General features: G+C 41.1%; 19 protein-coding genes and 2 other annotated features. Of the genes, 4 read left to right on the forward strand and 15 right to left on the reverse strand.

Translation table 11 applies throughout. From position 1 onward, the window contains the following. Window positions 1-3: 3 nt before the first annotated feature. The 9 genes from AAEM60_RS13195 to AAEM60_RS13235 form a co-directional block, all read right to left on the reverse strand. Window positions 4-609, reverse strand: a complete 606-nt coding sequence (locus AAEM60_RS13195; protein ID WP_299737595.1) for a phosphoribosylanthranilate isomerase — start codon at window positions 607-609, stop codon at window positions 4-6. Continuing rightward, window positions 606-1,394, reverse strand: coding sequence for an indole-3-glycerol phosphate synthase TrpC (trpC, locus tag AAEM60_RS13200; protein ID WP_341356485.1), 789 nt, complete (start codon window positions 1,392-1,394; stop codon window positions 606-608). The genes AAEM60_RS13195 and trpC overlap by 4 nt, the downstream gene beginning before the upstream one ends. Beyond that, the gene (gene trpD, locus AAEM60_RS13205) at window positions 1,395-2,420 is read right to left on the reverse strand and encodes an anthranilate phosphoribosyltransferase (protein ID WP_341356486.1); all 1,026 of its coding nucleotides are present in this window, start codon (window positions 2,418-2,420) and stop codon (window positions 1,395-1,397) included. It lies immediately after the preceding gene. Further along, complete coding sequence (locus tag AAEM60_RS13210; RefSeq protein ID WP_299737602.1) at window positions 2,392-3,003, reverse strand: aminodeoxychorismate/anthranilate synthase component II; 612 nt, start codon at window positions 3,001-3,003, stop codon at window positions 2,392-2,394. Before AAEM60_RS13210 ends, trpD begins: the two co-directional genes overlap by 29 nt. Next, complete coding sequence (trpE, locus tag AAEM60_RS13215) at window positions 3,000-4,397, reverse strand: anthranilate synthase component I (protein WP_341356487.1); 1,398 nt, start codon at window positions 4,395-4,397, stop codon at window positions 3,000-3,002. Before trpE ends, AAEM60_RS13210 begins: the two co-directional genes overlap by 4 nt. A 66-nt stretch (window positions 4,398-4,463) precedes the next feature. Further along, window positions 4,464-4,713, reverse strand: a binding site (T-box leader). A 45-nt stretch (window positions 4,714-4,758) separates the two neighbouring features. Further along, window positions 4,759-5,004: a binding site (T-box leader), on the reverse strand. Window positions 5,005-5,095: 91 nt separating this feature from the next. After that, a complete protein-coding gene (locus AAEM60_RS13220) occupies window positions 5,096-5,953 on the reverse strand; it encodes a GNAT family N-acetyltransferase (RefSeq protein ID WP_299737606.1) in 858 nt (285 codons plus the stop codon). Window positions 5,954-6,001: 48 nt separating this feature from the next. Continuing rightward, entirely contained in the window at window positions 6,002-7,498 is a 1,497-nt protein-coding gene (locus tag AAEM60_RS13225) for an FAD-dependent oxidoreductase (RefSeq protein ID WP_341356488.1), read from the reverse strand. 72 nt (window positions 7,499-7,570) lie between these two features. Then, window positions 7,571-9,013, reverse strand: a complete 1,443-nt coding sequence (gene panF / locus AAEM60_RS13230; protein ID WP_299737610.1) for a sodium/pantothenate symporter — start codon at window positions 9,011-9,013, stop codon at window positions 7,571-7,573. Beyond that, window positions 9,006-9,281 (reverse strand): YhdT family protein, encoded by a 276-nt coding sequence (locus tag AAEM60_RS13235; protein WP_299737613.1) that lies wholly within the window; start codon window positions 9,279-9,281, stop codon window positions 9,006-9,008. The genes panF and AAEM60_RS13235 overlap by 8 nt, the downstream gene beginning before the upstream one ends. A gap of 336 nt (window positions 9,282-9,617) precedes the next feature. Between AAEM60_RS13235 and AAEM60_RS13240 the strand changes: the two genes are divergently transcribed. Further along, on the forward strand, window positions 9,618-11,168 hold the full coding sequence (locus tag AAEM60_RS13240; protein WP_341356489.1) for a hypothetical protein: 1,551 nt from the start codon (window positions 9,618-9,620) through the stop codon (window positions 11,166-11,168). Between the two features lie 136 nt (window positions 11,169-11,304). Here the strand turns inward: AAEM60_RS13240 and AAEM60_RS13245 are convergent, their stop codons facing one another. Both AAEM60_RS13245 and AAEM60_RS13250 read right to left on the reverse strand, forming a co-directional pair. Next, window positions 11,305-11,973: a phosphatase PAP2 family protein gene (locus AAEM60_RS13245; protein WP_299737618.1), complete on the reverse strand. Its 669-nt coding sequence runs from the start codon at window positions 11,971-11,973 to the stop codon at window positions 11,305-11,307. 33 nt (window positions 11,974-12,006) lie between these two features. Then, entirely contained in the window at window positions 12,007-12,837 is an 831-nt protein-coding gene (locus tag AAEM60_RS13250) for a Ku protein (RefSeq protein ID WP_299737620.1), read from the reverse strand. Window positions 12,838-12,976: 139 nt separating this feature from the next. Here AAEM60_RS13250 and AAEM60_RS13255 point away from each other — a divergent pair, with 139 nt between their 5' ends. After that, the gene (locus tag AAEM60_RS13255) at window positions 12,977-14,839 is read left to right on the forward strand and encodes a DNA ligase D (protein ID WP_341356490.1); all 1,863 of its coding nucleotides are present in this window, start codon (window positions 12,977-12,979) and stop codon (window positions 14,837-14,839) included. Window positions 14,840-14,889: 50 nt separating this feature from the next. Here AAEM60_RS13255 and dapF read toward each other — a convergent pair whose 3' ends face one another. Further along, window positions 14,890-15,885, reverse strand: a complete 996-nt coding sequence (dapF, locus tag AAEM60_RS13260) for a diaminopimelate epimerase (protein WP_299737624.1) — start codon at window positions 15,883-15,885, stop codon at window positions 14,890-14,892. A 184-nt stretch (window positions 15,886-16,069) separates the two neighbouring features. Between dapF and AAEM60_RS13265 the strand changes: the two genes are divergently transcribed. Further along, window positions 16,070-16,366, forward strand: coding sequence for a hypothetical protein (locus AAEM60_RS13265; protein WP_299737626.1), 297 nt, complete (start codon window positions 16,070-16,072; stop codon window positions 16,364-16,366). Between the two features lie 141 nt (window positions 16,367-16,507). Here AAEM60_RS13265 and AAEM60_RS13270 read toward each other — a convergent pair whose 3' ends face one another. Further along, window positions 16,508-17,797 (reverse strand): NCS2 family permease, encoded by a 1,290-nt coding sequence (locus AAEM60_RS13270; protein WP_299737628.1) that lies wholly within the window; start codon window positions 17,795-17,797, stop codon window positions 16,508-16,510. A gap of 93 nt (window positions 17,798-17,890) precedes the next feature. Here AAEM60_RS13270 and AAEM60_RS13275 point away from each other — a divergent pair, with 93 nt between their 5' ends. Next, on the forward strand, window positions 17,891-18,085 hold the full coding sequence (locus AAEM60_RS13275) for a hypothetical protein (protein WP_299737630.1): 195 nt from the start codon (window positions 17,891-17,893) through the stop codon (window positions 18,083-18,085). Window positions 18,086-18,283: 198 nt separating this feature from the next. Here the strand turns inward: AAEM60_RS13275 and ribE are convergent, their stop codons facing one another. Together ribE and AAEM60_RS13285 are read right to left on the reverse strand one after the other, a co-directional pair. Continuing rightward, window positions 18,284-18,754 (reverse strand): 6,7-dimethyl-8-ribityllumazine synthase, encoded by a 471-nt coding sequence (ribE, locus tag AAEM60_RS13280; protein ID WP_044336602.1) that lies wholly within the window; start codon window positions 18,752-18,754, stop codon window positions 18,284-18,286. Between the two features lie 12 nt (window positions 18,755-18,766). Continuing rightward, window positions 18,767-19,960, reverse strand: coding sequence for a bifunctional 3,4-dihydroxy-2-butanone-4-phosphate synthase/GTP cyclohydrolase II (locus tag AAEM60_RS13285; RefSeq protein ID WP_299737634.1), 1,194 nt, complete (start codon window positions 19,958-19,960; stop codon window positions 18,767-18,769). Window positions 19,961-19,973 lie beyond the last annotated feature (13 nt).

The following is a 19,973-nucleotide window of genomic DNA, read 5'->3' on the forward strand; positions in this document are numbered from 1 at the left end:
TCGTTATACCGACTTCGCCTCTTGAATAAATGATTCTATCTTTCTTCTATCCTTCTTCCCATCCGTCTCCACACCACTTGAAACATCCACCATATAGGGACGGACCTTTGTGATCGCCTCCCGAACATTATCCAGATTCAATCCACCGGCAAGGAGCAAGTGTTGAGGGATGTTTAGTTCATGGACATAATCCCAATTAAACGTCGTCCCATTCCCTCCACGATGAGGCCCCTTTCCGCTATCCACCAAAATCATCTCTCCGCCAAAGAATTCGATCCCATCTAAGTCTTCTTTTTCCTTTATCGAAATCGCCTTGATAAAAGGAATATTGAGACTATTACAAAACTGGACTGATTCATCTCCATGAAGCTGTACGTAATCTAGATTTACTGTTCTGGATATTTCCTCCATCTTCTCTTTAGCCTCATTTACAAACACGCCAATTTTTAATACATTCGAAGGCAGTGAAGCACTTATTAGTGCTGCTGATTCCGCGTCAATTTTTCTTTTACTATCTGCGAACACGAATCCTATCGCATCAGCTCCAGCTTCAAGTGCCCACAGAGCCTCTTCTTGTCTTCTAATTCCACACACCTTTACTTTGGTCATTTCACCACACCTTTTCTTACTTGTAAGGAGGCAAGCTTAGTTGCAGGGTCATCACTTCTCATTAACGACTCTCCGACGAGGACTCCATCCGCACCTGCGATTACGACTTGATGACAGTCTGCTTCATTTCTTATTCCACTTTCACTTATGAACACGATATCTGTTCCATTTACCATGGAGCCGAGAGTTTCTGTGATAAGCAGATTTACTTCAAAGGTTTTCAGGTTGCGATTATTCACACCAATTATGGTTGCCCCTAATTCGATTGCAACATTCATTTCTTCTTCATTATGAACTTCCACCAGAACTTCCAGTTCAAGCTTCGTTGCATAAGAATATAATTCCTGTAATCTATTATTATCCAGGGCAGCCACTATTAGAAGAATGACATTTGCCCCGGCGTCTTTTGCACGATCTATCTGTATTTCATCGATAATAAAGTCTTTACAAAGAATGGGGAGGGAGACTGCTTTACGAACATTCGCGAGATCCTCCATACTTCCTTTAAAGAAAGGAGCATCGGTTAATACCGATATGGCACATGCTCCCGCTTCTTCATACTTCTTTGCTTGAATCACAGGATTCACTTCTGTTCGGATATCTCCTTTTGATGGAGATGCCCGCTTAATTTCAGCAATCACTTGTAATCTGGATGCTGTTTTTAATGCTTCATATAAGGAATGATCGGGAGCACCCTTATAATAATAGGGTTCATAACCTGCATTCTTTAACTCTTTAACTTCCTCTTTCTTTTTTTCAAGAATGGTTTGTAGAATGGTAGACAATTAAATCACCTGCTTTCGACGTTGTTGACTATAACGAACCAATGAGTGGAGCTTTTCTTTTGCACGACCGCTTTCTATACTTTCTCTGGCAAGCTTTACACCTTCTGCAAATGTTGCCGCTTTGCCATGAGCGAACAGGCCGATTCCTGTATTGAATAAGACCGTATCAGTGTAAGCCCCTTTCTTCCCATTTAACACATCTTCTAAAATAATGGCATTGTCTCCAGCGTCCCCTCCACGTATCTCTTCCAGGGAATAACAAGGAAGGCCGACATCTTCTCCTGTTAATGTAAGTGGAGTAATTTCCCCTTGATCCAGCAGTACGAGATGATTTTCTCCTGCTAATGAGGCTTCATCCATGTAATCAGCCCCATTAAGGACAATCGCCCGTTTTCTGCCTAATTCATGTAAAACATGCGCCATTGTTTCTAATTTATCTCTTCTATATACCCCTAGGAGCTGTGTTTCCAGATGAACCGGATTGGTTAACGGTCCAATGAGATTAAAGATGGTAGGAATCTTTAATTCTTTCCGTACCTTCATTACCTTTTTTAAACCTGAGTGAATATGGGGTGCAAATAGAAAAGCAATATTGGTTTCATTCAGTAAACTTTCAACCTCATGTGGTTGAAAATCGAGTGCTACTCCTAAATGTTCTAACACATCTGCACTACCGGTTTTACTGGAAATACTTCTGTTACCATGTTTCGCAACCTTCACCCCGGCACCGGCAAGAACAAATGCACTCGTTGTACTGATATTAAAGCTCTGTGATCCGTCTCCACCTGTTCCGCAGTTATCTAATATTCCAGTTAATGTGCTTTTAATCGGCATCGCTTTCTCCCTTAAAACTTCAACAAGAGCGGTAATTTCATCTACTGTTTCCCCCTTCGTTTTTAATAAGGTCAGGAAACAGGCGATTTGACTATCCGTTGTTTCTTCAATGAACAATTCTTCTACTGCTCTTCTCATATCTTCTTTCTCTAATGAATGACCGCTAGATAGCTTCTGTAGATAAGGTTTCACGGTTATTCTCCTTTCTCATATGAACTAAAAAGTTTTGAATGATTTTCTTTCCTGTTTTCGTACCAATGGATTCCGGATGAAATTGAACCCCGTACATTGGATACTTCATATGCTTTATCGCCATGATTTCTCTATCATCCATGGACAATGCGACAGCCTCTAATTGTGTCGGCAGGGTCCCATTCTTAATCACCAGGGAATGATATCTCATCACTTCTAATGGTTGCGGCAGATACTCGAATACTCCGCTGCCGTCGTGTTTAATAAGGGATGTTTTTCCGTGCATGACTTTCTCAGCGACTTCGATGGTTGCCCCGAATGCGGCCCCGATAGCCTGATGCCCTAAACAAACCCCGAAAATCGGCACACTAGCGTGAAGATTCTGTATAATCGAGATGCAAATGCCTGCATTTTCTGGTTTCCCTGGACCTGGTGATAGAATGATTCCCGCAGGATTCAATTCCTTGATTTCTTCTAATGAAATAGCATCATTCCGTTTCACGATTACTTCTTCACCGAGCTCTTCTATATATTGATACAGGTTATACGTAAAGGAATCATAGTTATCAATAAGAAGGATCATCCTGTCACCTCCAATAATGATTTTGCTTTATTCATGGTTTCTTCATATTCACTGGCTGGGTCTGAATCATAAACAATCCCGGCACCGGCTTGAACGTATGCCGTTTTATCCTTAAGAACCATCGTCCGGATGGCGAGGGCAAAATCCAAATTCCCGTTCACCCCGATATACCCGACGGCACCTGAGTACACGCCGCGCTTTGTGGTTTCAAGTTCATTGATGATTTGCATCGCCCTGATTTTCGGCGCTCCGCTGACGGTACCTGCCGGCAAGCAATTTGTTAATGCTTCCAGTGGTTTCACTTCTTCTTTTAATTCACCCTTTACTTCCGAAACGATGTGCATGACATATTTATATCTCTCAATCGTTAAATACTTTGAAAGGTAAATCGAGCCGATCTCACAAACTCTCCCTAAATCATTTCTTCCTAAGTCAACCAGCATTCGATGTTCAGCGATTTCTTTTTCATCTGTAAGTAATTCCTTCTCGAGCTCCCTGTCCAGGTCAAGTGTTTCTCCCCTTCTTCGCGTTCCTGCAATTGGATTCGTGGTGATTTCCCTCCCTTGAACTTTCAGCAAGCTTTCTGGTGATGCACCCATTACGACATAATCCTCGAAATCAATGAAGAACATGTAAGGGGACGGGTTAGATTTCCTCAAGCTTCTATAGAATGAAAATGGATCACCAGAAAAGGACGCCTTAAGTCTTTGAGAGAGGACGACTTGAAATATCTCACCTTCTCCTATGGATTGCTTTGCCTCCTCCACTTTTACCATGAATTCATCTTTTGAGGTTTGGGCATGGAAAGAAAGGCGATCCAGATTCTTTTTATGAGTTTTCAAATACACATTGCTCAGCTCAGCCTCGACTTCCTTCACCTTTTTATCCAGATCTCCTGTCTGATCCTCTGTCCACTCATTCATGACGACAATAAATACTTTGTGTTCCAGATGATCAAACACAATGACTTTTTCATAAAACATGAGATGTATATCCGGCATTTCCAATTCATCTTGAGGAGTTACACCGATGTCTTCGTAGAGTCGAATAACGTCATATCCCAGATATCCAATCCCCCCACCTGTAAAAGGAAAAGGCGCACTTTTTAGTTTGTGGGAAGGAATAAGGTTTTGTATGATTTGAATGGGATCCCCCACTCTTTCATCAACTTCAATTGTAGATGATTTTTTTAACTGTACGGTATTTCCGTATGCTTTACACTCTAGAAATGGATCACTCCCAACAAATGAATACCGACCGGATTGTTCATGCTTCAATGAGCTCTCCAATAAAAATTTCTTCTTACCTTTTAACGATTGAAAAAGTGAGATGGGTGTAAAGATGTCTCCGTTTAATTCTTTCACCACATAATCCAATGCTTGCTGTTTCATCATTTCATGCCTCCAATTCAATGTTCCGCTTAAAATAAAAAAGTCCCCTATGAACAGAAAGATCTGTTCATAGAGGACGATGCTGACCGCGGTGCCACCTCTAGTTGGGATACTTTGATGTATCCCCTCTTGCTTCAAGTACAGGGAATGAATAACCCGATACTCTATCCATTTAACGGTGGAATTCCGTACGATCCTACTTCCATTCAGATCATCACTCATAAGTCCATTCCAGACAAGCTATCATGCCAAGGTCTCACCATCCTCAGCTCTCTGTCATGCATCACTTGAATGTACTCCTCTTACTCAACGATTTATCATTATTCAGTTATAAAAAAAGGGCATCTCGATCCATTTACATCATGTAAAGGACGAGATACCCGTGGTGCCACCTTTGTTGACTGCCTGAACAGTCCACTTTATCGTATCGAAGCGGTTTGCTTTAATACGCGTCTTTTATAACGATAAGACATTCGCCAAAGCCTACTCCCTGAAGTTTCGGTTTGGAGGCTCAGAAGTCCATTCCCAAAGATCGTTCACACTGGTTCTCACCAACCACCAGCTCTCTTAAGTGTCGATCAGAGGTACTCCTCTTCGTCAAAGCCATTCGCTCATTTAATTAATTGTTTATTATACTAATAGCATTCCTTCACAATGTCAACTATTTATATGAAATAATATTCCGATATGCATCAAAAGGTTCACACAACGGAAATCATCATCGAATCGCACACGGGCTTATAGCCGATTTCCATATAAATCTTGTTGGAGGTGGGATTATCCAGGTCCGTATAGAGCGAACAAAAGGAGTGGTCCTTCAACAATAGACGGCTCAGTTCTGCTACAACAGAAGACGCGTATCCTTTTTTCCTGTATTCTGAAGGGGTGTATACAAAATTAACGGTAATGCCGTTTTCCGTTCTCCTTGCCCCCCGTGCCATGGAAACAGGCCTTCCGTCCACTTCCCAAAAGTACACATATGGTTCATTTTCAATCATATCTTTCGCCCTTTCAAGAGCCTCTTCACCCGACATGGGTAGCACTTCTGTATCCTCGATAAATCCAAGGAGCCATCGGGCTAAAAGTTCCTCCTGGCCCTTCCGTACGGGAACCATTTTCCCATCACTTAAAGGAATATCATTCACCTTATTCAATTGGTAAACACGTTGCCTCATACGGACATTGAAACTCTCTCCCATAACGTGACACCATGCATGAGTCAATTGAAGTGCGGTTTCTTTCTCAGCAACAAAACCGGGAATGGTGATATTGGTATTCTCGCAGAACGCTATGAGCTGTTCGGCTATTCCCTGAATTCCTACTTTCTCCACCTTAAGTGTACTGACAAGGTAATGAGGAGGGGTCATGATGAAGGATCCAACCACCGCCCCGACCTCACTTTCCACTAAAAGAAGAAGCGGATCTTTATATTTGTCACTCGTTTTCATCGTGTTCAACAAACCCAAAGGCAGGTTATTCGCTGCTTCATCTTCCATTAAAAGGGAATAGACCTTATCTTGGAAAACTTTCGGGTCTTTATACTGGATCACCTTATACATATTATCACCCCATTCCCAGAATTCGACATAAGTAGTCGAGGTTCCTCCTTACTTCTGAAGTTTTCTGCCTGTAATGGAGTGATATACATGGTAAGCACTTACAGATACACCGATGGTCCCTGCACCTGGAAAGACTGAGTCACCGCATACCCATACATTTTTCAAGGGAGCCCTGTGGGAAAGACTATTGAAGAGAGCATGACCATTAGATTGAGGAAATCCACCGACAATGCCCCCAGGCCGTCCAGTAAATCGTTCCCAGGCTTTAGGTGCCCCAGGGTAAAGATTTACAAGACTATCTCTTATAGTAGGAATGACTAACTCAATGGAATTGATCATTTTCTCTTTAAGATTCTCCTTGTAAGAATCGTATTTTTCTTTGGTTTCCCATTTTTCTAATTTAGTATGGGTTGATACCGTTAAGGTACGGAATCCTTCCGGGGCACGCTGACGATCATTTGGATGGGATAGCGATAAGAAGAGATGATCCCCTTCTGACATATTCCCATTTGGGCTTGCACAAATTTGAGAAAACAAAGGATAGGACTCTGGGAGTAATTCTTCTTTCAGTAACATGTAAAGGGACATGGTGCCCCAAATATCTTCATTCTCTTTTCCTTTTAAATAGTTTTCAAGTTTTGGTGTATATTGTGGGGCAAATAGATTTTTTAAAGATTGCACCGGGACGTTGCATACAATATGGTTTGCACGATATTCATTACCCCTATGATCAAGGATTATCCATTCTTTTTCGTGATGATCACGATCGATGCTAACCACCTTTCTCCCTAAAGTCGTTTTAACTCCTACAGATTCTGAAAACCGGACAAGGCAATGGGCTATTTGGAATAATCCACCTTCCAGATAGAATGCTCCTTCGTGGTACATATCCATAGCCAAGCACCCCAGCAATAAAGTACACTGATCGCTGGTCACCTGCATGCTATCTATCAGTTGTCCATCGATAAAATGCTTAAATGAAGAGTGTTCGTGGATTCCGTGTTTTTCTAATAAGTCGATCATTGTTTTTTGAAAGGCAGGAAGTAGCATCAGAGATCCGGGTTTCAAACTAAACGTAAGCTCCATCCAGTCCTTCATCGTTTTAGGTGGAAGTATCGGCAACGCGACCATCAGTTTTCGTATTTCTGTAGCAATCCTGTACACTTCTTCATAAAAAGAGCTCAGCTCCTCTGATATTTCTGGATACGCTTTCTTCAACTCATTCACATGTGTTTCCCTATCTCGGTAGAATATAAGGGTTTTGTCTGGAAGATGAATATTCATAACCTGATCAAGCATTAGAGACACAGGGGGTTCTATCCCTAAATAGTGAAAAATACGCTGATGGATACCTCCTTTTTCAAACCCCATTCCAAGAGTTGCCCCTACAGGAAATAAGGCTTTTCCTCTCTGGAATTTACCGGCGCATCCTCCCCATTCCCTGGAAGCCTCAAGAATCTGTACATTGTAATCAGCACTTCCAAGGAGTGAAGCTGCGGTCAGACCACCGATTCCTCCGCCTATTATGACAACAGAATTTTTCAAGATTCTTCACCCAATTCATTGATTCTTTCTATAACGTACTCTTTTCCCTCGATAAATACAAAAATGGATGGGTTAAACCCATCCATCCTGACGATAATGTGCTTGAGTAAACAGGGAAACGAGCACATACATGAAAAATGAAATGATAATTGGGAAAATCACCGTGTGCATATCCAGATAATTAGGTGCGAAACTGTGAAATAAGATGTACGCTACCAGTCCTGATAGCATTGAAGCAACGGCACCTTGTGCATTTCCCTTTTTCCAATATAAACCTAAAACAATCGGCCAAATAAAAACAGCTTCAAGGCCTCCAAATGAAAATAAATTAAGCCAGATAATTAATTCAGGAGGACTGAGCGCCATAAGAAAAACAAGAATACCCGTTATACTCGTCACCCAAAAGCTAATCCTTTTGACTTGTTTTTCCTTTGCATCTTTATTGATGAAATTCATGTACACATCTTTCACAATAGCCGAGGATACAATCAATAATAACGAATCCACTGTCGACATGATCGCCGCCATCGGAGCCGCCAGGACAATTCCGGCAAGCCATGGTGGAAGAACTTCTAAAGCGAGAAGGGGCATGACTTTATCAGCTATTTCTATTCCCGGGACCACGACCCTTGCAAGCACACCAATTAAGTGCATACCAAGCATAATGGAACCGACCACAATGGTTCCGATGATAAGTGCTCTGTGCAAGGACCTGGAATTCTTATAGCTCATGGCTCTGACTGCCACCTGAGGCAATCCGACAACACCCACACCCACTAAAATCCAGAAAGAAGAAATATAGCGGGCACTTAGTTCTCCATCATGGCCATGAGGACTTAATAGATTAGGATTTTCCGCTTTCAATCCCATCATGATGTTCTCCATGCCACCTCCCGCGATGATAGTGGCAATCAATAGAATAATCGTCCCACCAAGCATGACCACCCCCTGAATCGCATCCGTGATGGCAACCGCACGAAAGCCACCGATAATAACATAAACCAGAACCGATACCGCAAACAGGAAAAGAGCACTCTCGTAGGATAAACCGGTTAATGATTCAATGAGACGTGCCCCCCCTACCCATTGAGCAATCATCGCTGAGAATAAAAAGAGGATGATACTAATGGCCGATAGAATGGTAATCTTATTACTGCCATATCTGCCTTGTAGATAATCGATCAATGTAACGGCCTTGTATTTCCTTGCCATAATCGCGAACTTTTTCCCAAGTATAAGGAGAACAAAGTATCCTGTTACAACCTGTGACATGGCTAAAAGAACCCACGATAAACCATATGTATAAGCTGCGCCTGGTCCTCCGATGAAACTACTGGCACTTCCATAAGTAGCGATCATGGTCATTGCCAAAATAAATCCGCCAAGCTGACGGCTTCCCAAGAAGTATTCCTGGACGAAGGAATCTGCTCTACTCACTTTTCTGGCAGAATAAATTCCCACAACAAAAATCAAGATTAAAAAAGCAAATAAGGGAATCAATGCCATACTATTCATGCTTATCCTCCTCATCGTCAAACGGAATGTCAGTAAGCATGTATTTTACGACGATAATCACTAACAATACCATAAGAAAGAAGCCAACGATGCAGCTGTAAAAAAACCACTCAGGCATCCCGAGGATCCAATCGTAATCTGAAACCGGTTGACCACCTAACCCGAATGCAAAACCATACCACCATAAGAAATTTATAAGAACAAGTGCTATTCCTATCAGTGCCTCGTGACCAGCAACCCTGAACCGTTTATCCTCTTTATGATCCACTTACTTTTATCCCTCCTTAAAATACACATCTTAAACAATTTACGACAGGAAGAAATGAAATGCAATAGAAAAGACAGACCCGAAGCATCTGCTTCGGGTCTGTCTTTTTATATCTAATAAAGGGGGTTTTTCATGAACCATTCTCTATAGAAAGAGGGGGAAACTCTTTTGTTCAAATGAGAATGATTTTCAATATCATTGTAATCCCTCTAATAATAATTGTCAACATAAAACTTTTATTTAATGAAGGAAATATTTGGTGCCTCAAAATGTGAATTGTGGTAAAATTCTAAATTGAGCTCATGTGATAGTGATAGAGAATCGAGGGGGATACGTTTGAAAGAAAAATTCAAATCATTTGGAATACCTTTAGTTTTAATCGTTATGTTTATAGGAGCATTATTTCTCCACCAGCTTTTACAAGTAAAACAACAACCACAGCCTGACTGGAGCAGATCCATTCCATTAAACTACAATTCTGAAGAACGCCCTGTCATCTTTAATGGAAGTGAAGGACTCTTCTTGGCCAGCAAAGGAAAAATTACAGGGCTAACTTTCGAAGGATCATTGGATTCTACCAAAGAAACAACGCTAAACACCAGCGTTACACGGGGCCATCCTTTTTGGACAGACGGAACAAAAGTCATTCAGATCAAGGATGATAAGTTAATCTCTACAGAGCGTAATGAAGTAACGACGATTGCTGAAGAAGCAACAGGTATCAGCACTGCATTGAAATCTGTGTACTTCTGGAATAAAGAGAACCTTTTTTCTCTTAACCCCGCTGATTCATTAGTGACAGAAGTTTTCAGCTTTTCTAATGAAATACTGGACGTCTATATTGGAAATAATGGCAGTGCCGTAGTACAGGTTAGACAAGATGACGGTCACTCTCACCTGTACTATATGGATGATACGTTACAAGTAGTGAAGGATCCATTTGCAATTGTTAACACAGCAACGAATCATCATATTAATGGATTAACCTTTACCACCGAAAGCAATCAATTAACTCTTCTTTATAATGAAGAGATGCGAGCCCAGGGAACATTGTCATATAAGATTTTCAAGCTGCAAACACCGATAGATGAAATAGGATCTTCTATTTTGAAGCCCACAAAAATTGATTTTACGAACGAAATATCAGGGGCCAAACTTCAAAGTCCAAGAACCGCACAACTTCTTTCCATTAATGGGGAAAAATCCATTCTCTTCACATCTGAAGGTCATCGGGTTGGGGATAATAATGCGATTAGTCTATATGTAGCACCTTTCAGTGACTCTAATCAATTAATAGCGGCTCCAGTCAGTACAACAAAACATTTTACGTATTCTCCACATCAACTTACGAAGTATAGCATTGTCTGGTTGGATTATGATGGGGATACGTATGAGTTATTTGGTGCTTCGCAGGATGCACAGGTTATCTCCAAAAGCACTGAATGGTCGAAACGAAGTGTCAAAGAAGCCGTTAACAATTCCGTACTTATGATATTCAGCAGTTTAATCACGATCATGGTTTCATTCTATTGGGTACTACCTTCCTTATTTCTTTTAATTCTGCTTTATATTTTTAAACCGAATATATTTGAGAAGGAAGAGATCAACTGGGTTGAATATGCCTCCATCATTATATTTTTAGTAATGCCGCTAACCTTCATCACTAAAGCGATGGGCGATTACTTCTACTTTGCTGCACCCGAATACCTGATGTTTTCAGGAAGTCAGTATGTACTATTACTCGTAATCAGCTCCATTACTGCACTCCTATGGAAATTTGGGAGAGACCCTGACTGGGGTACTTTTGGTGGAGTATTCTATTTCATGGGTATTTACATTCTTTTATATGCCACTTCTATTGGACCATATATTTTTAATTTGTTTTGATTTGTCGGGAATTTGAATAATATCATAGGAAACAAGGGCTCAGAAGAATTTCTGAGCGCTTTGTTTGATATTCGTCAGACTACAATACCAACCCCTAAAAAAAGCAAAAACCCCCTCAACCGAGCAGGATTCCACTTTAATTCTCACGTTCTTTCCAATGTTTTCGATTATAGAAATAAGCATAAATGACGATACATAGAGTCAACCATGCACCTCCAGCAGTGAACCCTCCAAGGATGTCACTTGGATAATGGACTCCTAAATATACTCGGCTAAGCCCAATCAGTAGTACAAGGAAGCTGACAGCAATGACACTTGCCCACTTATACCGTTTATAATCTAATGCCCGAAACAATATGAATGCAAGGGTCCCGTAGAAAATAAAGGAACTCATGGAATGACCACTTGGAAAGCTATAACCGCCTTGCTCGATCAGTGCTTCAATATCAGGTCGTTCACGTTTGAAAATCCATTTTAGCAGCCAATTAAATCCTGCCCCTGTAGTGATGGTTGTCGCTACAAACAGAGCGAGTGGATACTTCTTGAGATACAAAAGTATGACCACCACACTGATTGCAAAAATCGTGATTCCTTTCACCCCGCCCAAAAAGGTAATCGACGTCATAAAGGTTGTTAACTTCGGGGAGATGAACCCTCTTACAATTTCAAAAACACCATTGTCAAATTGTGCGATTTCATTTTCTTTCCATTCCTCGACTATGGTGACGAATCCCCATGTAAATGCAATCAAACAAATGAGTGATATCGCAATGAATACTCCTTGTTTTATATGTTTCTCCTCCAAAACTTGTCCCTCTCTTTACTAACGACTTATGTTCTATTGAGCTTTTTTCTTGGACGTCGCTTTCTTTTTAGTTTGCTTCTTCGCCTTTTTCGGCTTGGATGAATCAATAGAGGCCTGAAGTGCGGCCATTAAATCTGTCACATTTTCCCTAGGCTCTTTTTCTTTCGCTGTTACGACCTTTTCTCCGGTTTGCTTCGATTCAATCAATTGACTTAAGCGTTCACGGTATTGATCTTTATAGTTCTCCGGTTGAAATTCAGTGGTTAATTGATCAATCAGCATCGTCGCTGTTTCTAATTCTTTGCTCGTTATTTCATCTTCTTCCGGAACATTCGGTACATCACCGGTGCCTCTTACTTCATCCGGATAATGAATGGTTTCCATTACGAGAGTATTTTCATACACCCGAACAATCGAGAGTTGTTCTTTCGATCTCATCGTGATTTTGGCGATACCTACTTTCCCTGATTCCTGAAGGGCTTTTCGTAATAATGAATAAGCTTTTTTCCCTCCATCATTAGGTGAAACGAAATAACTTCGATCAAAGAATATCGGGTCGATTTCCTCCATTTTGATAAAATCTACTATTTCCACAGCTTTATCCCCGTTCGCTTCCTTCAATTCCTTCAATTCCTCTTCTTCAAGAACGACAAATTTCCCCTTCGTCACTTCATACCCTTTTACAATGTCATCATGGTCGATTTCTTTTTCACAAGCTGGACATACCTTTTCATATTTAATTGGTGTGTGACACTCTTTATGAAGGGATCGCAGCTTTATATCTCGATCTTCTGTAGCAGAATGAAGTTTAATGGGGATGTTCACAAGTCCAAAACTGATAGAGCCTTTCCAAATCGTATGCATATATCAATACCCTCCTTTACTTAAACTAATCCCTTATCTTTATCATTTAGTTGTCATACGTTCTTCATTCCTTTAAACATTTGGAAATAAAACAGCATCCATTGGTCACACTAATACTAAAAATCTTAGGGGAATAGATATGAAACCGATGCTTCCTACCTTATATGATGAGCTCCCTAGAGAGGGGGATTGGGTTTATGAAGTGAAATATGATGGATTTCGCGCCATTCTCTCCATCCATTCTCAGAATAAGATAAGCTTACTAAGTCGAAACGGGAAAGAATTGCTTCCACACTTCCCGGAAATTGAAGAACAGATTAACGCATTACTCAATGAAAATAACTTTCCCACCCCTCTCATATTGGATGGGGAGGTTGTGCTATTACGCTCCTCCTGCAGCAGTGAATTCTTTGAGCTGCAAGTAAGAGGCAGAATGCGAAACAAGCAAAAGATCCAACTTGCGGCGACACAGAGGCCTGTTAAATTTGTGGCATTTGACTTACTTCAATATGAGAAAAAATCATTTGCCCAACAACCTTACCTTTCAAGGAAAGAAAAATTGAAAGAAGCATTTACTCTTTTTCAATTACCGTTAGAACCTACTCCTTCTCACCCATCTACCCTTCAAATGGTCCCCTATTTTAAGGATCGGCGAGAAATATGGGAACTAGTAGAGAAGGAGGAAGCTGAGGGGGTCATCGCCAAGAGGAAACATAGTAAATGGGAAGCGGGAAAACGAAGTACTAGCTGGATAAAAATCAAGAATTGGAAGAACTGTCAGTGTTTCATCACTGCGATGGATGAAACGAACGATTATTTTCACATTGGGGTATTCGATAACGAACAGATAATGCCTGTTGGCTTATTTCATTTTGGTCTCTCTCAAGAGGAGAAAAAAACACTAAAAGCAATGATTAAAAAGAATAGTACGAAGAAAAAGCATTCCCTTCATTACATAGACCCGGCTATAACTGTGGAAATTTCATATTTAAATTGGTATGAGGGGCAACTGAGAGAACCACATTTTCATAAATTTCTATTCTCCATTGCCCCTGAATCCTGCACAATGGAGCAATTCAAGCTGGACGAAGCATCCCTTCCGCGTCGGGTTGAAATCACTCATCCAGATAAAGAATTGTTTCAGAAAGTCTCAATGACTAAGCTTGATTACGTTCGGTACCTTCGGAAAATGTCCGTCGCTATTTTGCCTTTCTTGAAAGATAGGCCATTGACATGTATTCGTTTTCCACACGGGATCTTTGGTGAATCATTTTATCAAAAGAACACGCCTGATTATGCCCCTTCATTTATTGAAACTTACAAGGAGGACAACATCGACTATACGGTATGCAATAACCTGGAAACATTGATCTGGCTTGGAAATCAGCTTGCATTAGAATTTCACATTCCTTTCCAAAGAACAAAGGATACATCTGTCAATGAAGTGGTCTTTGACTTAGATCCTCCAAGCAGGGATCAATTCTCCATGGCGGTTAAAGCGGCTACCATAATGAAAGAAATATTCGACCGCCTCAACCTTTATAGTTTTGTGAAAACGTCAGGAAATAAGGGACTGCAAGTGTATATTCCCCTACCGCCTGGATACACCTGGAAAGACACCGGTTTGTTTACAGAATTCATCGCTCACTACCTTGTTACCAATTATCCAGATGATTTTACGATAGAGCGTTTAAAAAAGAATCGAAAAGGCAGATTATACGTGGACTACATTCAGCACGGAGAAGGTAAAACCATCATTGCGCCATATTCCTTAAGGGGGAATGAAGATGCTTTAGTCGCGACTCCCCTTTGGTGGCATGAAGTAAATGAGGACCTTCATCCAGAACACTTTACAATAGATGTTGTTTTGCGGAGATTCATGCAGATGGGTTGTCCCTTTGCTAAATTCGAATGGGTAAAAGACCTCCAGCCCTTTGATAACGTGATTCATTTTTTGAGACAGCAATCCAACGACAAAGAAAAAGGTGACCCAAAAGCTTAGCTTTTGGATCACCCCCTCCTGCGCTCATACAAGCTCAGACTTTTGTTCATTTAGGCACTCATAAACACTTTACTATCAACAATTGTTTTCGCATGATTTTGGAGAAGTTCATATGTTCCTTCTTCAGTAAAATCCTGTCTGGATAATTCACGGAAGCTTTCCGGATGTGAGATAGACAATTCAATTTGAGATTGATACAGATACGTTGCATTTCCGATCAACTCCATATTGTATTGCCCTTCACTTAATCGGTTCACCACCACACGTACTTTTCCACCATTGTTATAAACATCAATTTCCTTACCAAACTCATTCTGGTTGAGTAAGCACGTTACAAGACTGGAAGCAGACATAGCCGTTCCACATGCATTTGTAAAGCCCACTCCTCTTTCGAAGGTTCTAACATAGATGGCACCTTCCTCTAATGGATGAACAAAGCTCACGTTCACACCATCAGGAAAGAAATTATTAGGGCCATTCACCGTTTCAGCAATCGTCTTCTGCTCATTTGAAAGTATATGTTCTGTGTTAACCACACTGATCAAATGAGGATTGGGCACCGCTAAGGCAGTAAACGTTAATCGATCTGAAATTTCAGGAATACTCTCATCCACTAATGTCTCACGATCCATATTCATCGGTAATTTATCCAATTCAAATAATACAGGCGAGATTTCAACATTATATGTTGGGATATTTTCATAAATAGCCTCTTGAGCTGAAACACGAAGATCCGCTTTCATCGTTTGAATCACAATCGTTGTTTTGTCGAGAAGCTCACATACATATCGTCCCACACACCTAAGGCCATTCCCGCACATGGATGCTTCAGAACCATCTGCATTGAATACCCTCATTTGCGCATCGCAATGTTCACTCGAAAGCACGAAAAGGATCCCATCTGCTCCAAGACCCGACTTTCGATCACATAGCGAAAGGGCAAGATTTTGTCTCGCTTCTTCTGTAAATTCGTATCCATTCGTCATTTCATCAATCAATAAAAAATCATTTCCTGAGCCATGACATTTAATTAGATTCAAGTTCATCGTGAATCCCTCCACGGTAATTTACTAGTAAACTATTCTTAATAGTCTTAGCTTGCCACAAACAAGCTCTTTTAGCAATCATCTCACCCTATTTTATTGAAAGTACTACCCATTATGTGACGTTTAGACAACTTAAAAGTTGAATTGTTTCGTCCATTTAGAGACAATGAGATGGGTGATGTTCATGAAGGATGAGTATACTTTTCGGTTTCAAGTTCAAAAGGTTGAAGAGGTGTGTGACGAATACCAATCACGGGTTGTGACGGTATTGGCCCACATTCTGAATGACAAAAAAGACCTTGTACATGAAGGTCTCTTTCGTGTGCGTTTCAATCAGATCGGAATCTATCCATTTCCTGCAGATGTAGCTAGACAGATAACTTCTAAGCATATCCAGCGTTTAATCATTGTTGAATTGAAGAGGTATATTAAGCCTCAAAGAAGATACCTGTCCCCAGGGGAATATAAACCTGTATGGTAATTAGCTTATTCCTGCTACTTCATGATTTAAGGCTTTGTGGTGGCATCTTACAATTTTCCAATAAAAAAACTCAAGCAGACTGACCATCACATGTGATTAAAATCGCTATGATGTGCAATTCTACTTGAGTTCTTTACCGCTTTAATGAATCGAATGAACAAAAAAGTTCATAAGGAACAATGCAGCAATAATATATAGAGGAATGGATACTTCTCTCGCTTTACCCGTAGCCAACTTCAAAATGGGATAAAGAATAAAACCGATGGCAATTCCGTCAGCAATACTGTACGTAAACGGAATCATTGCAATAATGAAGATTGCAGGAAATGCCTCTGTTAAATCACGAAGATCCATATGTCGTATATTTTGAATCATTAAACCGCCAATGATGATCAGAATTGGAGCGATGGCATGGTCTGGAATCCACTTCAAATACGGAATAAATAATACGGATCCTAAAAATAATACTCCAGTAGTCAAAGATGTTAATCCTGTTCGGCCACCCGCTGTCATGGCGGCAGCACTTTCCACCGTCGAAACTGTAGGACTCGTTCCGAAGAACCCTGATGTAAAGGCAGAAAAAGCATTCGCTTGAAACGCCTTAGAGTATTTATGAGGTTGATCGATCATATCCGTATGTCCATGAACAAGACCGATGTTCTCAAATACCAGCACCATTGTAACGGAAAAAACCGCAATCCAAAACGGTATTTCCATAATGGCACTAAAGGAAATTTGACCGAAAACCTGACTGTATTCACTCAATTGGAAAGAGCTTGATTGAATGGATGGCTCGATTCCAAAGATGAATCCCAGCATTGTCCCGAAGGCAATACTCCATAAAAATTGACCTTTCACATTTCGAACAAACAAAAATATTGTCACCAGGAAAGTCAGCACCGTCGCCAGCACTTTTAGTTCCCCAAAATCACCAATCATGATAATGGCACTGTCTCCTCTTTGGATAAGACCGCCTTTTTCAAGACCGATAAACATTAGAAACATTCCTAATCCTACTGTGATTGCTTCCTTTAATGTTTTGGGTATGGCTTCTGATAATACTTTTGAAAGCTTTGTAAATGCAATGATCATAAAGAGTATTCCTGAAATCACTACTACAGCAAGAGCTTCCTGCCACGTTAAGCCGGATGATTTTACGAGTGTAAACGTAAACATCGCATTAATTCCCATGCCTGGAACCAGAAGGATCGGTGCATTCGCCCAAAAGGCCATCACCAAACACCCAACGAAGGAGGCAAGAATGGTTGCCATGACCGCTCCTTCAAATGGAATTCCAGCTTCAGAAAGAATTAAAGCATTCACAGCGATGATGTACACAATCGTGAAATAACCGATTGCTCCAGCCATCATCTCCTGCTTCATCGTGGTACCGTGATTCTTTAATTGAAAAATACCTCCACGTGCTTTCATATTATAATCTTCCTATAAAACTGCCCTCTCCCTACCCGCTCCTCCCATAATAAGGGGAGCCACAAAATACTATTCTAGCAAAAGGTCTGACGTTTGCCAATATGTATTTTGATGGATACAGACGGCGGGGTTTTTGGTTGGTATCACGATCAGGGATTCGGCCGAAATGTGAAGGAATCCGGCGGCTTTTGTGAAAAATCCGGCCGTTATCGTGACTTATCCAGCCAAAGTCACCAGGAATTCAGCCGTTTTACAAGTTCATCCAATTCGGCCAGTCCGCATAACTGACTCCGTAGTTTCTGGAATCCGGCCGAATTGGAACAGAATCCAGCCGCTTTTGTGAATAATCCGGCGGCTTTTGTGAAAAATCCGGCCGTTTTGGAGATTAATCCAGCCGTTTCACAAATTTATCCACATATTCCTCAGGTCCGGCCCTCGTAGAAAGCCAAGCCCCCCAAAATGGAGGCTTGGCCTGGTTGAAAATTTTTACTTATCTATCTCACGAATCAAATTGGCCATTTCAATGGCTGATACCGCTGCTTCCCATCCCTTGTTTCCTGCTTTTGTGCCGGCTCTTTCGATGGCCTGCTCGATTGTGTCAGTTGTTAAGACTCCGAAGATGACAGGTACATCCTCCTGCAGGCTTAGATTGGCCACTCCTTTTGCAACTTCTCCGCTTACGTATTCAAAATGAGCGGTTGCTCCGCGGATGACCGTTCCAAGTGTAACAACGGCATCATATTTCCCTGAACGAGCAAGTTTTTTGGCTATCATAGGAATTTCAAATGCACCTGGAACCCAAGTGACAGAAACATTTCCTTCTTCAACTCCGTGGCGCTTTAATGCATCTTCCGCCCCACCCAGAAGCTTTGATGTGATGAACTCATTGAAACGTGAAACGACAATGGCAACCCTTAACCCTGATCCGACTAAATTACCTTCATAAATTGTTTTCATTGTATATTCCTCCTAAAATTTAAGTAAATGTCCCAGCTTAGCATGCTTTGTTTTTAAATACTTTTCATTTTCGAATTTCGCCGGCATTTGAATCGGCACTCGATCTGTGATTTCTAATCCGTACCCGTTGATTCCGGCAATTTTTCTAGGATTATTGGTCAGTAGACGCATCTTTGTTATGCCTAAATCTCTCAGTATCTGTGCTCCGATTCCATATTCCCTCAAGTCATCACCAAAGCCCAGTTTTTGATTAGCTTCAACGGTGTCATAGCCTTCTTCCTGTAGCTTATAGGCCTTCAATTTGTTGATTAAACCAATCCCACGGCCTTCTTGTCTCATATAAAGCAGTACACCTTTTCCATGCTCTTCAATCTGGGTAAGTGCTGTGGCAAGCTGCGGTCCACAATCACAGCGATTGGAACCGAATACATCACCTGTCAGGCATTCTGAGTGAACGCGAACGAGTACATCTTCACCCTCGGTCAACTCTCCTTTCACAAGTGCGATATGTTCTTTTCCTGTAAGGTTTTCTGTGTAAGCAACTGCCTTGAAGTTTCCGAATTCGGTTGGAAGTTCAATTTCCACTTCTCTCGTCACAAGCTTTTCTTTTTTACGTCTGTACCTGATAAGATCTTCAATAGAGATGATTTTAAGATCCCATCTATCAGCCAGTTTCATTAATTCAGGTACTCTTGCCATCGTGCCGTCTTCATTCATGATTTCACAAATGACGCCTGATGGTTGTGCACCTGACAGAACAGCCAAATCGATGGCGGCTTCTGTGTGTCCTGCCCGTTTTAGTACTCCGCCTTTTTTGGCGACAAGGGGAAATACGTGACCGGGTCTTTTAAAGTCCTCTGGCATTGAGACCGGGTTCAATAATTCCTGTATGGTGGTCGATCTCTCAAATGCACTAATTCCAGTAGTAGCTGATTTATGATCGACTGAAATGGTAAAGGCCGTTCCATGAGGATCTGTATTTGACATCGTCATCGGTGCAAGCTTTAGTTTTTGTGCAATCTCCTCTGTTATAGGGGCACAAATTAAGCCTCTTCCTTCTTTAGCCATAAAATTAATGACTTCAGGAGTGGCTTTATCCGCCAGGGCAATAAAGTCTCCCTCATTCTCACGGTTTTCGTCATCAACAACGATGACGACTTTACCTGCTTGTAAATCTTCCAGAGCTTCTTCAATCTTATTAAACATGGGGCAACCCCTC

Origin of the sequence: Rossellomorea sp. y25 (genome assembly GCF_038049935.1) — a bacterium.
Classification (GTDB): Bacteria; Bacillota; Bacilli; order Bacillales; family Bacillaceae_B; genus Rossellomorea.